This window comes from Streptomyces sp. NPDC050287 (assembly GCF_044459385.1).
In the GTDB taxonomy this organism is placed as follows: domain Bacteria; phylum Actinomycetota; class Actinomycetes; order Streptomycetales; family Streptomycetaceae; genus Streptomyces.
This window is the reverse complement of record NZ_JBITIY010000003.1, coordinates 187,713-202,381: the sequence shown is the minus strand read 5'-3', so window position 1 is coordinate 202,381 and position 14,669 is coordinate 187,713. Positions and strand designations below refer to the sequence as shown.

Sequence of the window (14,669 nt, the reverse complement as noted above, 5' to 3'; positions counted from 1 at the left end):
CCGATGAATTCTGGTCCACCTTTTCATCAATCGGAGTCGAAGTTGGTTATTTGAACCAACCACATCCTGGCTGACCGGTCGCTGGAGGGCACACGACATGCGCGCAAGAAGACTCACCCGGACCCTGACCTGTTTCGCGGTCCTGTCCCTGACCGCCGCGGGCTGCGGCCTCTCCGGGGGCTCCGGCGGCGACGGCGCCACCGCCGGCGGCTGCAAGGTCGACCAGGGCAACGTGGGGTCCGGGAAGCTCACCGGCGACGTCAAGGGCGACATCACCTTCCAGACCACCAACCTGAAGAAGGACTTCGGCGGTTACTTCAACGGTGTCATCTCGGCCTTCGAGAAGGCGCACCCCGGCACCAAGGTCAAGTGGATCGACGACCCGGGCGACGCCACGTTCACCCAGCGCCTGGTCGCGGACGCGCAGGGCTGCACGCTCCCGGACGTGGTCAACATCAACGTCAACACGGCGATCGCGCTCACCAAGAACGGCTACCTGCTCGACCTGGACAAGAAGGCCCCGGACGCGGGCAAACCGTTCGTCCCCGCGCTGTGGAAGTCGAGCATGTACACGGACGCCGGCGGCGCCCAGGTGCACAGCGTGCTGCCCTGGTACTCCGGCGGCATCGTGCAGACCTTCAACAACGATCTGCTGAAGGAGGCGGGCCTGGACCCGGCAAAGCCCGCGACCACCGTCCTCGGTCTGTTCGACGACGCCGAGAAGGTGGCCAAGGCCTCGAACGGGAAGTACTACGCCTTCCTCGCCAACCCGCAACTGCGCATCCCGGCCGACTGGCAGCAGATGGGCATCAGGATCCTCTCCGCGGACGGCAAGAAGTTCACCTTCGCCGACGACCCGAAGACCACGCGGTGGGTCGAGGCCATGACGAAGCTCTACCAGGCCGGGGCGATGCCCCGGGACTCCCTCTCCTCCACCCAGGACCCGGCCAACGTCTACGGCCAGGGCAAGCTGGTCTACGGCCCCACCAACCCCAACTTCCTGCGCTTCATCCAGCAGAACAACCCGACCGTCTACAAGAAGACCGGCGTGGCCCGCTTCATGCCGGACGCCCTCGGCCACAGCGTCGGCGCCCCGCAGTACATGGGTGTCGCCTCGACCAGCAAGAACGCGGTCACCGCGCTGTCCTTCGCGCAGTTCCTGACCAACGCCGAGAACCAGCTGGAGTGGGCGAAGGACCCGAACGTCGTCATCTTCCCCTCCACCACGGCCTCCCTGAACGACCCGTTCTTCCAGTCGGTCAAGGGCAGCGACCCGTTCGCTCAGGCCCGCAAGATCGTGGCCAGTGACCGCAAGACCGCCACGGCCGACGAGATCGCCCTCACCCCGGGCGAGCTGAACGCCATCTCGGCCCAGATCCAGTTGGCGATGCAGGGCAAGAAGAGCGCCGAGGACGCCCTCAAGGAGGCGCAGTCCAAGTCCAACGAGCTGATCAAGCAGGGCAGCTGATGGCTCAGCACACCCTCGACCAGGCGCCCGTCCCCCCTCCCCTGGGGGCGGGCGCCCCCCGCCCCGGTGCTTCGCCGGCCCGTCGAACGCCGGGGCTCCTGCGCCGCGTCCTCCGCTCCGTGGTCCCTGGCCCGACCGCGGACGCGGGGGGCGCGGCGCTCTACCGCCGGTGGTGGCTGCCCTGGCTGTGGATGGCCCCGGCGATCGTCGGTACGACGGTCTTCGGGGTCTTCCCCTTCCTCAACACGCTCCTGGTGTCCTTCACCGACGCCAAGCCGCTCGGCGGCACCTACAAGCTGGTGGGGCTCGACAACTACACCCGGATGTTCGGCGACTCGGACTTCTGGGTGGCGACCCGCAACAGCGTGCTGTACGCGGTCATCGTGGTCCCGCTGATGGTGCTGCTGCCGCTGCTGCTGGCGGTGCTGGTGGAGAAGAACCTCCCGGGCATCGGCTTCTTCCGCTCCGCCTTCTACACGCCGGTCCTCGCCTCCAGCGTGGTCGTCGGCCTGAGCTGGCAGTGGCTGCTGAGCGACCAGGGACTGGTCAACACCTGGCTGGAGAAGGCCCACATCGTCCGGGAGGCCGTCCCGTTCCTGTCCGACTCGTGGCTGATCCTGCTGTCGGCGATGGGCCTGACGATCTGGAAGGGCCTCGGCTGGTACATGATCTTCTACCTGGCCGCGCTGGGGAACGTCCCGAAGGAACTCCACGAGGCGGCGGCCGTCGACGGCGCCGGCGCGGCCCGCCGGTTCTGGCACATCACCGTGCCCGGCGTCCGCCAGTCGATGATGCTGGTCGGCACCCTCACCGGCATCGGCTCGCTGCGGGTGTTCACCGAGATCTACATGCTCGGCGGCTCCACCGGCGGACCCGGCGGCGCCGACCGCACGCTCCCCTTCTACATCCGGGACGTCGGCCTCGACCCGCTCACCGGCAACGCCGGTTACGGCGCCGCGGTCAGCGTCGCCCTGTTCGCCCTGACCCTGGGCCTCACGCTGCTCGCCCAGCGCCTGACCAAGGAGGACGAGTCATGACCACGGCCGTCGACAAACCCCGGCGCCTCCTGCCGCGCTGGCGGGACTACGGCCGCCCCCGCGAACTCGTCCTGCGCTACCTGCTGTTGGTGTTCGTCCTGTTCATCACCGTCGGCCCGCTGGTGTGGCAGGTGCTGTCGTCGCTGAAGGGGCCCACCGAGGACGTCTTCGGCGCGGGCACCTCGCTGCTCCCGCACCACCCGACCCTGCGCGCCTACCGGCAGGTCTTCGACCAGGTCCCGGTATGGACGTACATCAGGAACAGCCTCTTCGTCGCCGTCATCTCCATCGCCAGCCAGCTCGTCTTCTCCACGATGGCCGGGTACATGCTCTCCAAGCCCGGCTGGAAGGGCCGGCGGCTGGTCTGGGTCGTGCTGATGGCGTCCATGATGTTCCCCTTCGAGTCGATCATGGTGTCGCTGTTCCTCAGCATCCGGGACATGGGCCTGGTCGACAACCTGCTCGGCGTGTGGCTGCCCGGCTTCGTCGCCGCGATCAACGTCCTCATCATGCGGGCCGCGTTCCTCGCCGTGCCGCGCGAGATCGAGGACGCGGCGATGCTGGACGGGGCGGGCGAGTGGAAACGGTTCCGGTATCTGTACCTGCCCTCCGCCTACGGCGCCGTCCTGGTCGTCACCATCAACACCTTCATCAGCGCCTGGGACGACTTCCTCTGGCCGCTGATCGTGCTGCGCACGGAGGGCCACTTCACGCTGACGCTGGGACTGTCCCGGCTCCAGACGTCGTCGTTCGGCTACGACCAGCGGCTGGTGATGGCGGGTTCGGTGATCTCCGTGATCCCGGTGCTGGTGCTGTTCGTGATCACGCAGCGGTGGTTCTACCGGGGCGTGTCCTCGGGGGCCGTCAAGCTCTGAGAGCCAGTGACACCGGCTCTGAGGTCCAGCACGACGGGTACGGCGGTGAGCGCGGCCCCGGCCGACTCGGCGACCCGGATCTCCACGGTGGCGGACCCGGCGAGCTGGTCGGCGTCGAGGGACAGGGTGAGGGTCCGGCGCTCGCCCGGCGTGAGGTCGACACCCTCGAACGCGCACAGTTCGAGGGTGCGCGGCCAGACGGACGTGATCAGGCGTCTCAGATAGACCTGCACGACCGTACGCCCGGCCCGGTCCCCGGTGTTGGTGACGTCGACCTCGACGGTGTGGCCCGATCCGGCGGTGTGTCCTGATTCGGGGATTTCCGCGGACAGTCGTGGCGTGCCGTACGTGAAGCTCGTGTACGACAGCCCGTGCCCGAAGGGGTGGAGCGGCTCGGCGCTCTCATCGACGTAGCCGCCGTACTCGATGTCCTTGTGGTTGTAGTGGACGGGGAGCTGGGCCACCGAGCGCGGTACGGACACCGGGAGCCGGCCGGTCGGCTCCGCGAGTCCGAGCAGTACCTCGGCGATCGCCTCGCCGCCCCACGGGCCCGGATACCAGGCGGTGAGCAGGGCGCCCGCGGTGTCGGGGACGACATGCGGGCGGCCCTGGACGAGGACGACCACGGTGGGCGTGCCCGTCGCGACGACGGCCTCCAGCAGGGCGTACTGCGCGGTGCCGAACCGTAGTCCGGCCAGATCGACCCCCTCGCCGCAGGTCATCTCGGACACGGCGGCCCGTGCCGCCCCGTTCGCCGCGAAGTCGGTGTCGGGGGTGCGCGCGCTGCTGCCGCCCAGCACCAGCACGGCCACGTCCGAGGCGGCGGCCGCGGCGACCGCCTCGGGGATACGGGAGAGGTCGTCGCCGGTGAGGGCGCAGCCGTGGGCGTGGCGGATGTCGACGCCGGGCGCGGCGAGTCGGCGCAGCCCGTCGAGGACGCTGGTGCCGGTGCCGGGGGGCTGCGGGGCGGTGTAGTCGCCCGACTGGTGTGCGGTGGTGGCGGATTGGGGCCCGAGTACGGCGATACGGGAGACGCCCGGCGCGATGGGCAGGACACCGGCGTCGTTGCGGAGGAGGGTGACGGCGGCGCGGGCGAGGGTCGTGCTCACGCGCCTGCCGTGGGCCGGGAAGCCGGCTGTGGCGCCTTGCTGTTCGAAGAGCCCCAGCCGGAACTTCAGGCGCAGCACACGGCTGACCGCGCTGTCGAGGGTCTCCTCACTCACGAGCCCCCGCTCGACCGCTGTCTCCAGGTGCGTGAACCCCTCGTCCCAAAGGCTCAGGTCCACACCGGAGTTGAGGGCGAGGGCGCCCGCGGAGGTCTTGTCGCCGGTGATCCGGGCCAGCCGGTCCACGGCCAGTCCGTCGGCCATGACCAGCCCGTCGAAGCCCCAGCGCTCCCGCAACAGGCCGGTGAGCAGGGCCCGGTTGCCGGAGCAGGGCATCCCGTCGACCTCGTTGTACGCGGCCATGACGGCGGCGGCTCCGGCGCGGACGCCGGCGCGGGCGGCGGGGAGGTGGATCTCGTGGAGTTCGCGGAGTCCGAGCTCGGCCTCGGCGGAGTTGCGGCCGCCGACGGTGGCGCCCTGTCCGGCGAAGTGCTTGAGAACGACCGGGGCCTTGTCGGCGGCGAACCGGTCGCCCGAGCCCTGCATCCCCCTCACCAGTGCTTCGGTGAGGCGGGCCGCGAGGTACGGGTCCTCGCCGAAGCACTCCTCGGTGCGGCCCCAGCGCGGGTCCCGGGCGATGTCCAGGGCCGAGACCAGGGCGACATGGCCGCCCCGGGCACGCAGCTCGGCGGCGGCGTGCGCGGCGGCCTCCTCGTACAGCCCGGGGTCCCAGGTGGCGCCGACGGCCAGGTTCACGGGCAGGACCGTGCCGTCGAGGGCCATGTGGCCGTGCGGCACCTCCTCGACGAACAGGGCAGGGATGCCGAGCCGGCTGCTCTCGACGACATGCCGCTGCACCAGGTCGGCGAGGGCGGCCCCGTCCTGCGCGCCGGGCCCCTCGCCATGGGCGACCCCGGACCAGGCGTCCGCGCGCTGGAGCCCGTACAGGGCGCCGAGTCCGGCGAAGCGCTCGGTCTCGGAGTACAGGGCGTCGGTCAGCTCGAAACCCCGGGAGGTGCGACGGTAGGCGTCCCAGCCGTACATCCGCTGGTTGAGCTGGCCGACCTTCTCACGCAACGTCATCCGGGAGAGCAGGTCACGGACACGGGCGTCCAGGGGGGCGGTGGGGTCGCGGTAGAGGGCGGCAGGACGGCGGCGCGGCTGCATGTCGCTCACCGGGCGCCGCCGTCCCGAGCAAACCGGACCAGACCCACGACACCCAGGAAGCCGCGGACGACCGGGCCGACGACCGAGCGGAAGGACCGGAGGCGGGCCGCACGACGGCGGCGCGGCTGCATGTCGCTCACCGGGCGCCGCCGTCCCGAGAGAGCCGGGCCAGAGCGACCGCACCCCGGGAACCGTCGGCAACCCAGTCGAGGGTCGTGCCGAGGGCCCGGAGCCGGGCCGTGAGGCGGGCGGTGAGGGGGCCGCCGGGGCCGAGGAGGCCGCCGGTGGCGACGATGCGTTCGCCGGGGACCGGCCGCAACGCCCGGACGGTGTCGGCCAGTCGGCCCGCCGCCTCGTCCAGGATGGCGGCCGCCACGGCGTCCTTCTCCGCCGCCGCCTCGGCCACCAGGGGAGCGAACCGGGCGAGCCGGATCGGGGTGTCGGCCATGACGGCGGGGAGCAGGTGTCTGCGGTAGGCCTCGCGGTGTGAGGGGGGCCAGGCGCCGTCGGTGTCGTGCGGCAGGGCCTCGGCCGGCAGGCCCAGGGCCCGCCCGACCGCGCCCGCCAGCGCCGTCGCCGGTCCCCGCCCGTCCGCCATCCGCAGACCGGCCCGGACCGCGGACCGGCCGATCCAGAACCCGCTGCCCTCGTCGCCGAGCAGCCAGCCGTCGCCGTCCACGGTGGCCGTGCCGCGCCGGCCGGTGATGCGCATCGCGACCGCGCCGGTGCCGGCCACCAGGGCGAGTCCGTCGGACGGGGTGCCGGGCGCGGCGGCGAAGGCGGCCTCGATGTCGCTGCAGACGGCGACCGGCCCGGGCGGGACGCCCAGCCGGGCCAGGGCCGCGGTGAGGGCGGACCGGGCGTTGACGTGTCCGGGGTCGTCCGGGGACGCGGCGGTGGCGCCCGCGAAACCACCGGCCACGGCCACCACGTTCCCGTGGGCCCCTTCCGGCAGCGCCCGCGCGATGGCCTCGGCCAGGTGCTCGGTGAGCCGCGGCACCGGCACGGTCAGGGCGTTGCCGGGACCTGAGGCACCCTCGCCGAACAGAGGACCGCCGTCGTCCGCGGCGGCGGCGAGGACGGCGCGGGTACGCGTGCCGCCGGCGTCGAGACCGATGACCAGATCCTGGTTCAAATCATTGCTCATTACTGACTATGGTGGTTGATACATTCGCGCAGGACAAGTGGGGGCGCAGGCCCGGACCCGAGGAGGATCCCATCCGTACACTCCGCTTCGGCGTCAACTACACGCCCCGCCGCGGCTGGTTCCACGCCTGGCACGACTTCGACCCGGCGCACGCGCGCGAGGATCTGGAGCAGATAGCCGGGCTCGGCCTCGACCACGTCCGGGTCTTCCACCTCTGGCCGCTCCTCCAGCCCAACCGCACGTTCGTCCGCCCCGCCGCCGTGGACCAGCTGGCGCAGCTCGTCGACCTGGCCGGCGAGGCCGGTCTCGACGTCCTCGTGGACGGCGTGCAGGGGCATCTGTCGAGCTTCGACTTCTACCCGGAGTGGACCCGCAGCTGGCACCACCGCAACGTGTTCACGGATCCGGAGGCGATCGCGGCGCAGGCCGAGCTGCTGCGCACCCTCGGGCACGCCCTGGCCGGCCGGCCGAACCTCCTCGGCCTCCAGCTGGGCAACGAGCTCAACAACATGGTCGAGCACAACCCGGTGACGGCGGCGGAGGTCGACCGCTACCTCGACACCCTGCTGGCCGCCGCCCGCGAGGGCCTGCGCCCGGACCACCTCGCCACCCATTCCGCGTACGACGCCGCCTGGTACGGCGACGACCACCCCTTCACCCCCCAGGCCTCGGCACGCAAGGGCGATCTGACCACCGTCCACCCGTGGGTGTTCTCCGGCGACTGCGCCCGCCGCTACGGCCCCCGCTCCCCTCAGGTACTGCACCTCGCCGAGTACGGCACGGAGCTGGCCGTCGCGTACGCCGATGACCCGGCCCGGCCGGTCTGGGTCCAGGAGACCGGCGCGCCCGAGCCGCACATCCCGGCCTCCGACGCACCCGCCTTCGCACGGGCGACCGTACGCAACGCGGCCGAGTGCACGGCCCTGTGGGGAGTGACCTGGTGGTGCTCCCACGACGTGGACCGCGCGCTGGCCGACTACCCGGAACTTGAGTACACGCTGGGCCTGTTCGACTCGGCGGGTCGCGCCAAGCCGATCGCCGACGCCCTCGCCGCCGCCGTCGCCGACCTGCGAGCCCAACCGCCCGCTCCCCTGCCGCGCGAAACCGCCCTGGTCCTGGACTGCACCCCGGCCACCCGTTCCGTGTCCGGTCCGGGCGGTGCGTTCTTCGAGGAGTGGATGCGGCGGCGCACGGAGGGCGCCCGTCCGGCGGTGGTCCTGGCCGAACGGGCGGACGACCCGGAGTACCTGTCGGCGCGCGGGATCAAGGAGCTCGTACGACTGCCCTGAGGTCCTGGGCGGTCCTAGCAGCCTCGGCACACCACCGGCAGGCAGGCACAGCGGAGTACCGGCCCGCCGCGGGCGCGGCAAAGCCCCCGCCCGCAAGCGCAGCGCTCAGGCGCCGGTCAGGACCTCGGCCACCGCCCGCAGGTTCACCCGGCCCCGTCCGTACGAGCACAGGGTGTCGCCTTCCGGCAGCCCGGTGGCCACACGTACCGCGTCCGGCCGCCGGGCCAGCAGGGTGTCCCGCAGGTGCCGCTGCCAGGGGTACAGACCGGCGTCGCAGGTGGCGAGGATCAGCGGGGCCCCTGCCGCGAGGCGCACGATCCCGTCCACGAGGGAGGCCGGGTCCGCGGCCTCGCCGGTGACCGTCGTCCCGGTGGCCGTCGGGTCGACGGCGCGCAGCTCGCTCAGGAGGTCCTCGCCGCCCCAGTTGAGCGCCGGGTGCGGCGGCGGGAACAGGTCGACCACGTGGGCGCCCCGCACCGGCCCGCCCGTCCCCTGGCCGCGGACGGCCCGGCGTGCGGCCTCCAGCCCGGCCCCCGCGTCCCAGGGGGCGACGGCGCGGGCGGGGGCCGCGTACCGCGCGGCGAGCCGCCGCACCCGATCCGCGGCCTCCATGACGCGCTCTTCGGGCAGCAGCCGGGAGCGCAGCGCGCCGACCACCGCGTCCCGGCAGGACAGGGTGACTTCCAGATCCGGTACGGCGACGATGACCTGGTCCGCTCCGGCGGCGAGCGCGATCCGCGCCCCGGCCTCCTCGCCGTACCGGTCGGCTATCGCCTTCATCTCCAGGGCGTCGCTGACCAGCACCCCGTCGAAGCCGAGGTCGAGCCGGAGCAGGTCGCCCAGGATGCGGCGGCTGAGGGTGGCCGGCCGGTTGGCGTCGAGCGCCGGGAACACGACATGGGCGCTCATCAGCATCGGCACGCCCGCGGCGACGGCGGCCCGGAAGGGCGCGAGGTCGAGTTCCTCGTAGGGGCGCGGGTCGACGGACAGTTCGTGGTGGCTGTCGGTGAGGGTGCCGCCGTGCCCGGGGAAGTGCTTGGCGCAGGAGGCGATGCCACGGGCCTCGGTCGCCGCGATCCAGGCGCGGACGTGGCGGGCGACCAGTTCGGGATCGGTGCCGAAGGCGCGGGTGCGCACGATCGGGTTGTCCGGCTGGTGCTGGACGTCGGCGACGGGGGCGTAGGAGGCGGTGATGCCCAGGCCGGCCAGATGCCCGGCGAGCGCGTCGGCGCAGCGGGCGGTCAGCACGGTGTCGTCGACGACGCCGAGGGCGTAGGAGCCGGGGACGTCCGGTGCGCCCGCGCCGACCAGGTGGCCGATGCCGCCGCCCTCGTTGTCGATGCCCACCAGCAGGTCGGGGCGCAGGGACCGCAGGGTGTCGGTGAGCCGGCGCACCTGCTCGGCGTCCCGGACGTTCCGGGTGAACAGGATGACACCGCCCAGGCCCCGGTCGACCAGTCGCTTCAGGGTGTCCGGAACCTGAGAGGTGCCCTCGAACCCGGCGACCAGACAGCGGTGCGCGGCCTCGTCGAGGTCGACGGGAAGAGCGGCGCTGAAGGTCTGCTCGAAGTGGGTCACCTCGGACATCTTCTGGCTCGACCAGCCGAAAGTCAACAGTCTGACGATTCATCGATTCAGAGGGACGAGAGGGGCCACCGGGCGACCCGGCCGTGGGCACATCACCTCCCCATGCGGCAGCGGGCGCATTCCGGGCCCGCGCGTCTATTCTGAGGAGGCATGGAGGGGGCTTCGGGCACGGGCGCGTCGGGGGAACTGCCGGATTCCGACGCGTCGTTCGGGACGTTCGTCGTCGCGCCGCCCTATCTGCGGGCCGCACAGGTACGCCTCCCGGAGGAGAGTCCCGATCCGGGCCTGCTGCCCACGATCACACTGCTGGAGCGCGCGGCGTCGCGCGGCGCCGATCCGGACGGGCTGCCGCTGCCGCCGGACGAGCTCCTGGCCGGGCAGTACCGGCTGCTCCGCCCGCTCGGCCACGGCTGGATGGGCGAGGTCTACCTGGCGCTGGACACCAACGTCGACGACCGCGAGGTCGCCATCAAGATCCTCCACCCGGACCAGGCGGCGGCCGCCGCGGGCGCCCTGGTCCGGGAGCGGCGGGCCCTGGTCGACCTGAGCCACGACGACATCATCCGCGTCTTCAACTACGGCCGTCACCCCGAGGTCGGCGACTTCCTCGTGCTGCAGTACGTCGACGGCCTCACCCTGGAGGAGGTGCGGTCCCGGGCCCAGGTGAACCCGGACGAGTTCGGCGGCAGCCGCTTCCACGAGTTCGTGCTCGCCTACGGGGTGCGCATCCTCGCCGCCCTCGGGTACCTGGACCGGCTCGGCAAGGTCTACGGCGACCTGAAACCGGACAACGTCATGCACGACGGCACCACGACGAAGATCGTCGACGTGGGCAGCGTCCGCGCGGCCGGCCTCCCCGGCCCCACCACGGAGGGGTTCCGCGCCCCGACCGTCGGCCCGCACGGCGAGTCCACCCGCCGCGACGACCTGTTCAGCCTCGGCGAGACCCTGCGCCGCCTGAGCGGTCTCGGCCAGTCACCGAAGGATCTGGCGGACCTGGGTTCCCTGGACCGGCTCGACCACCCGGCCGGCCGACCGGCCGGGACCGGCGAGCTCCCGGATCCCCCGCGTATGACGGCACCGCCGCCGCAGGGCCTCGGCCTCCTCTCGCTGGCCCGCGTCCTGCGCCGCGCGACCCGCGCGAAGGGCGCCGAGCGCTTCGCCACCGCACGTGAGATGGAAGAGCAACTGCGTGGCGTCTTCCGGGAGTTGCGTTCCCTGCGCACCGGTGCGGAGACGTTCGAGCCGTCGCCGCTGTTCCTGCAGTCGCCGTACGCCCTCGACGGCGGACTCGGCTCCGCCCCGCCCCTGACCCGCTGGACCGCGCCGGACGCCCCGGCGGCCCACGCACCGCCGTCGCCCGCCGAGGTCGCGCAACGGCTGCCCGTCCCCCGGCCCGACCCGCACGACGCCCGGCACACCGAGGTGAGCCGGCTCGCCGACGCCGCTCCGGAGGCGCTGCTCCAGCACACCGCGGAATGGCCGGAGACCCCCGAGGTCCATCTGCTGCGCTGCCGCGTCCGGTTGCGGGTGCCCGGCGGCCGGACCGAGGGCGCGGAACAGGAGCTGAGAGCCGCCGAGGCGCTGATCGGCCCCCGGCGCGCCCCGTACGACTGGCGGCTCGACTGGCACCGCGGGCTGCTCGCGCTCGGCCGCGGCCAGGCCGACACGGCACGGCGGCACTTCGACCGGGTGTACGCGGCGATCCCGGGCGAGTACGCGCCCAAGCTCGCCCTCGGCTACTGCGCCGAACACCTGGGCCGCTGGCAGGAGGCGCTCACCTTCTACGAGGCGGTCCGGCTGCGCAACCCGTCCCTGGGCAGCGCCGCGTTCGGCGCGGTGCGGGCCCGCCTCGCCCTGGGCGGCGAGAGCGCGCGGGACGACGCCGTACGGGCCCTGGACGCCGTGCCGCAGCACTCGCGGCACCGAACGGCCGCTCGTACGGCCGCAGTTCGGGTCGGGGTCGAGCATGTGCGGATGGCCGGGCGGCCCGAGGAGGCGGCGGAGCGGCTGCGTGAGGTGCTGGAGCGGCTGGCCCGGCTCTTCCACGCGCACGGGCTGACGGACGAGGAGGCCAGGGTCCGGATGACGGCGGAGGTGTGGGAGGCCGTACGGGGCGCGCTCGCGCGGGGTGTCCTGGACGCGCCGGGCCTGGCCGCGCTGGCCGCGGGTGCGGGCAGGCGGGTCGGTCTGCCGTCCGACGAACCGGGCCTGCGCCGGGACCTGTCCGGCCGCTACGTCGCCCTCGCCCACCAGGCCGCCCGGTCCGCCGCCCCCGAGGCCCCCGAGGCCCCCGAGGACACAACCGTCGCCGAGATCCTGCTCGACCGCGCCTACGAGGTACGCCCGCTCGCCTTCCGACACCGCAGGGACAGCCCATGGCTCGGAACGAGAATCACCGCCTGGCTCCGGACGATCGCCCACACACCGGCGCCGGGCAGCGGCGCCGGGCCGGTCCGCGAGTGAGCCGGCCCGGCCCGGCGCGGCCGGCCGAGGCCCGTACGCCGCCCGCCTTACGTCTGCCGCGCCGGGCACGGGCGCTCGGCGCGGTCGCCGTCGAACTCGCCCGCCGCCTCCGGCGGTACGCGTGGCCGACCGCGGGCGGCACCCCCAACCGGGTTTTCCTGCGGGACCGGCTGGTCGCGCTGCCGCTGCTCGCCGTAGTCGGGTTCGGCGCGTTCGGCTGGGCCTACGCCCAGGTCCGGGACGACTCGGCGCACGTACGGGACCGGCTGGCGCCCGCGCTGGTCGGGCTCGCGGACGCCCGGGCCTCGCTGTTCATCGCGCAGGGCGAGGCCGAGGAGAACCTGGCCGACGGCCGGGCGGCGGAGATCGGCGGGCTCAGCGAGCGCTACCGGACCCGGGTCGCGCGGGCCACGCAGAGCCTGAACCAGGTCACCCGCAGCGGAGCGCTGACCGTGGCCGAGGAACAGGAACTGCGGGTGGTGTCCGCGCTGGTCGTGGACTACACGGGCTGGATCGGCCGGGCCCAGGGGCACGTCACCGACCCGGTGCTGCGGGAGGCCGAGCTGACGTACGCGCGCAGCATGCTCTGCTCGGCCCGCATCGCCGCACCCAGGAGCGGCGCCCCTTACCCGTCGTGCCCGCCCACCACCGGATATGGGGCGACCGCGATCGTGGACCGGGTCTCCGCCCTGGAACGGCGGCTGCGGGAACGGCTCGCGGACCGGGCGGGCTGGGGCTCGGGCGTGCTCGCCGCGGCCGTGATCTCCGGGCTCGCCCTGACCCTGTTCGCCGCCGGCCTCGTACGGACCGTGGTCTTCCTGCACCGCCGCTTCCGGATCCGGCTCAGCCTCCCGCTGGCGGCGGCCGCCGTGCCGCTGCTCGCCGTACCGCTGCTCACCGCCGACGCGCTGCTCGCGCAGCAGGCACAGCGAGCGGCCCTCCCCCTGGCGGACACGCTCGCCGGGGGAACCTCGCCCGAGGCGGAGACGGTCGCCGAGGAACACCCCTTCGGCGCGCCCGTCCCCCAGGCCGTCGAGGTGCTGGCCGACCGGATCGACGACTTGCTGGCCGACGGACGGCTCGGATTCCTGGACGGCACGGCTCCGTTCGTCCTCCCGGCGGGTCTGGTCGCCGCCGGTCTGACCGGCGGCACCCTGCACAGCTACCGCCGCGAGTACCTCGTGGTGACCCGCCGGGGAGCCGCCGTATGAGACGCGTCCCGCGCCGCATGCTGCGCGCCCTGCTCACCGGGGCCTTTCTACTCGCCCTCGTTCCCGGCTGCGGCACGTCCGTCCCCGCTCCCCTCGTCGTCCTGGGCCCGTGGACCGGTGCGGAGGGCGAGGCCTTCGAACGGGCCCTGGAGCAGCTCGACGACGGGACGGGACGGACGTACACCTACGAGGGCACCCGCTCGCTGCGCGAGACGCTCGTCTCACAGCTGGAGGCCGACGACCCGCCGGACGTGGCGATCCTCAACAGCATCGGCGAGCTCACCGAGTACGCCCGCCGTGACCAGCTCAGACCCCTCGCCGAGGAGACGGCCGAGCGCGCGTACCCGCCGTGGGCGCCGACCCTGCTCGTGGACGGCAGGCGCCGTACGTACTGGGTGCCGCTGAAGGTCGACCTGAAGAGCCTGGTGTGGAGCAGGAAGGACGCCTCGGACGCCGACCCCACCTGGTGTGTGGGCCTCGCCTCGCAGGCCACCTCGGGCTGGCCCGGCACCGACTGGATCGAGGACATCCTGCTCCACCAGGCCGGTCCCGCGGTGTACACGGAGTGGGCCACGAGCCGGCTCAGCTGGCGCGACCCGGCCGTCCGCCGCGCCTGGACCACCTGGGCCCACCTGCTCGGCAAGCGCTCCCCCGCCTCGATCGAACGCTCCCTCACCACCTCGTACGAGGGCACCACCGGCCCCGACGGCCCCCGCGGACTGCTCGACTCCCCCGGATTCCCCTGCACGCACGAGCACCAGAGCGCCTTCATCCGGTACGTGTACGCGGGCGCCGACATCGGTGTGCAGCCCTCCGCCCGCTTCCTGGGCGGGCCGGCCGCGTACCGCGGCGCCTACGAGGTGTCCGGCGACATGGCCGCCGTCTTCAGCGACGACCCGGCCGCGCAGAAACTGGTGGAGCGGCTGTCGAACCCGGACGGGCGGGCCCGCTGGCGGGCGGAGGCCGACCCGGCGGTGCGCCCGCTGTTCCCGAGCAGCACGGGACCCACGCCCGCCAACCCCACCGAGCGCACGATCGACACCCTGCTCACCTCGGGCGCCCGCACCCTCTGCTTCGACGCCTCGGACGTCATGCCGCCCGAAATCCGGGACGCCTTCCACCGCGCGGTCCTCGAGTTCTTCCGGGACCCCGCCGAGCCGCATCTCGACTCGCTGCTGCGGCAGTTGGAGACGGTACGCGCCCAGGCGACCGAGGAGCCGCCCACCGACCGCTCGTTCCGCCCGCCGGAGGACCTGTGCGCGAGCCCGGGAGGGTGAGGGACAGGCTCGCTGTCCCTCAGTCCTCGTTCGGTCCTC

10 protein-coding genes are annotated in these 14,669 nt (G+C 73.2%); 7 read left to right on the top strand and 3 right to left on the bottom strand.

Annotation, left to right across the window (positions count from 1 at the left end; all coding sequences use genetic code 11):
* Window positions 1-97: 97 nt before the first annotated feature.
* Genes ACIBK3_RS11335 through ACIBK3_RS11325 form a run of 3 tightly spaced genes read left to right on the top strand, consistent with a single transcriptional unit; the run spans window position 98 to window position 3,380 of the window.
* Window positions 98-1,468, top strand: coding sequence for an extracellular solute-binding protein (locus ACIBK3_RS11335; RefSeq protein WP_399364292.1), 1,371 nt, complete (start codon window positions 98-100; stop codon window positions 1,466-1,468).
* On the top strand, window positions 1,468-2,505 hold the full coding sequence (locus tag ACIBK3_RS11330; protein WP_399364290.1) for a carbohydrate ABC transporter permease: 1,038 nt from the start codon (window positions 1,468-1,470) through the stop codon (window positions 2,503-2,505). Before ACIBK3_RS11335 ends, ACIBK3_RS11330 begins: the two co-directional genes overlap by 1 nt.
* Window positions 2,502-3,380, top strand: a complete 879-nt coding sequence (locus ACIBK3_RS11325) for a carbohydrate ABC transporter permease (protein ID WP_399364288.1) — start codon at window positions 2,502-2,504, stop codon at window positions 3,378-3,380. Before ACIBK3_RS11330 ends, ACIBK3_RS11325 begins: the two co-directional genes overlap by 4 nt.
* On the opposite strand, the gene ACIBK3_RS11320 is transcribed toward ACIBK3_RS11325, so the two are convergent.
* Window positions 3,344-5,653, bottom strand: coding sequence for a glycoside hydrolase family 3 N-terminal domain-containing protein (locus ACIBK3_RS11320; protein ID WP_399365534.1), 2,310 nt, complete (start codon window positions 5,651-5,653; stop codon window positions 3,344-3,346). The two genes, ACIBK3_RS11325 and ACIBK3_RS11320, sit on opposite strands and share 37 nt — an antisense overlap.
* A 136-nt stretch (window positions 5,654-5,789) precedes the next feature.
* Window positions 5,790-6,800: an N-acetylglucosamine kinase gene (locus tag ACIBK3_RS11315; protein WP_399364286.1), complete on the bottom strand. Its 1,011-nt coding sequence runs from the start codon at window positions 6,798-6,800 to the stop codon at window positions 5,790-5,792.
* A gap of 8 nt (window positions 6,801-6,808) precedes the next feature.
* On the opposite strand from ACIBK3_RS11315, the gene ACIBK3_RS11310 reads away from it, so the two are divergent.
* Window positions 6,809-8,089 carry a glycosyl hydrolase gene (locus ACIBK3_RS11310; RefSeq protein ID WP_399364284.1) on the top strand — a complete coding sequence of 427 codons (1,281 nt, stop codon included), beginning with the start codon at window positions 6,809-6,811 and terminating at the stop codon, window positions 8,087-8,089.
* 105 nt (window positions 8,090-8,194) lie between these two features.
* Here ACIBK3_RS11310 and ACIBK3_RS11305 read toward each other — a convergent pair whose 3' ends face one another.
* Window positions 8,195-9,676 (bottom strand): glycoside hydrolase family 3 N-terminal domain-containing protein, encoded by a 1,482-nt coding sequence (locus ACIBK3_RS11305; protein ID WP_399365532.1) that lies wholly within the window; start codon window positions 9,674-9,676, stop codon window positions 8,195-8,197.
* A 150-nt stretch (window positions 9,677-9,826) separates the two neighbouring features.
* Here ACIBK3_RS11305 and ACIBK3_RS11300 point away from each other — a divergent pair, with 150 nt between their 5' ends.
* From ACIBK3_RS11300 to ACIBK3_RS11290, 3 genes are read left to right on the top strand one after another with little or no spacing between them, the layout of a single operon-like run.
* Window positions 9,827-12,142 carry a tetratricopeptide repeat protein gene (locus ACIBK3_RS11300; RefSeq protein WP_399364282.1) on the top strand — a complete coding sequence of 772 codons (2,316 nt, stop codon included), beginning with the start codon at window positions 9,827-9,829 and terminating at the stop codon, window positions 12,140-12,142.
* Window positions 12,139-13,353 (top strand): hypothetical protein, encoded by a 1,215-nt coding sequence (locus tag ACIBK3_RS11295; RefSeq protein ID WP_399364280.1) that lies wholly within the window; start codon window positions 12,139-12,141, stop codon window positions 13,351-13,353. The genes ACIBK3_RS11300 and ACIBK3_RS11295 overlap by 4 nt, the downstream gene beginning before the upstream one ends.
* Window positions 13,350-14,630 (top strand): ABC transporter substrate-binding protein, encoded by a 1,281-nt coding sequence (locus ACIBK3_RS11290; RefSeq protein ID WP_399364278.1) that lies wholly within the window; start codon window positions 13,350-13,352, stop codon window positions 14,628-14,630. The genes ACIBK3_RS11295 and ACIBK3_RS11290 overlap by 4 nt, the downstream gene beginning before the upstream one ends.
* Window positions 14,631-14,669 lie beyond the last annotated feature (39 nt).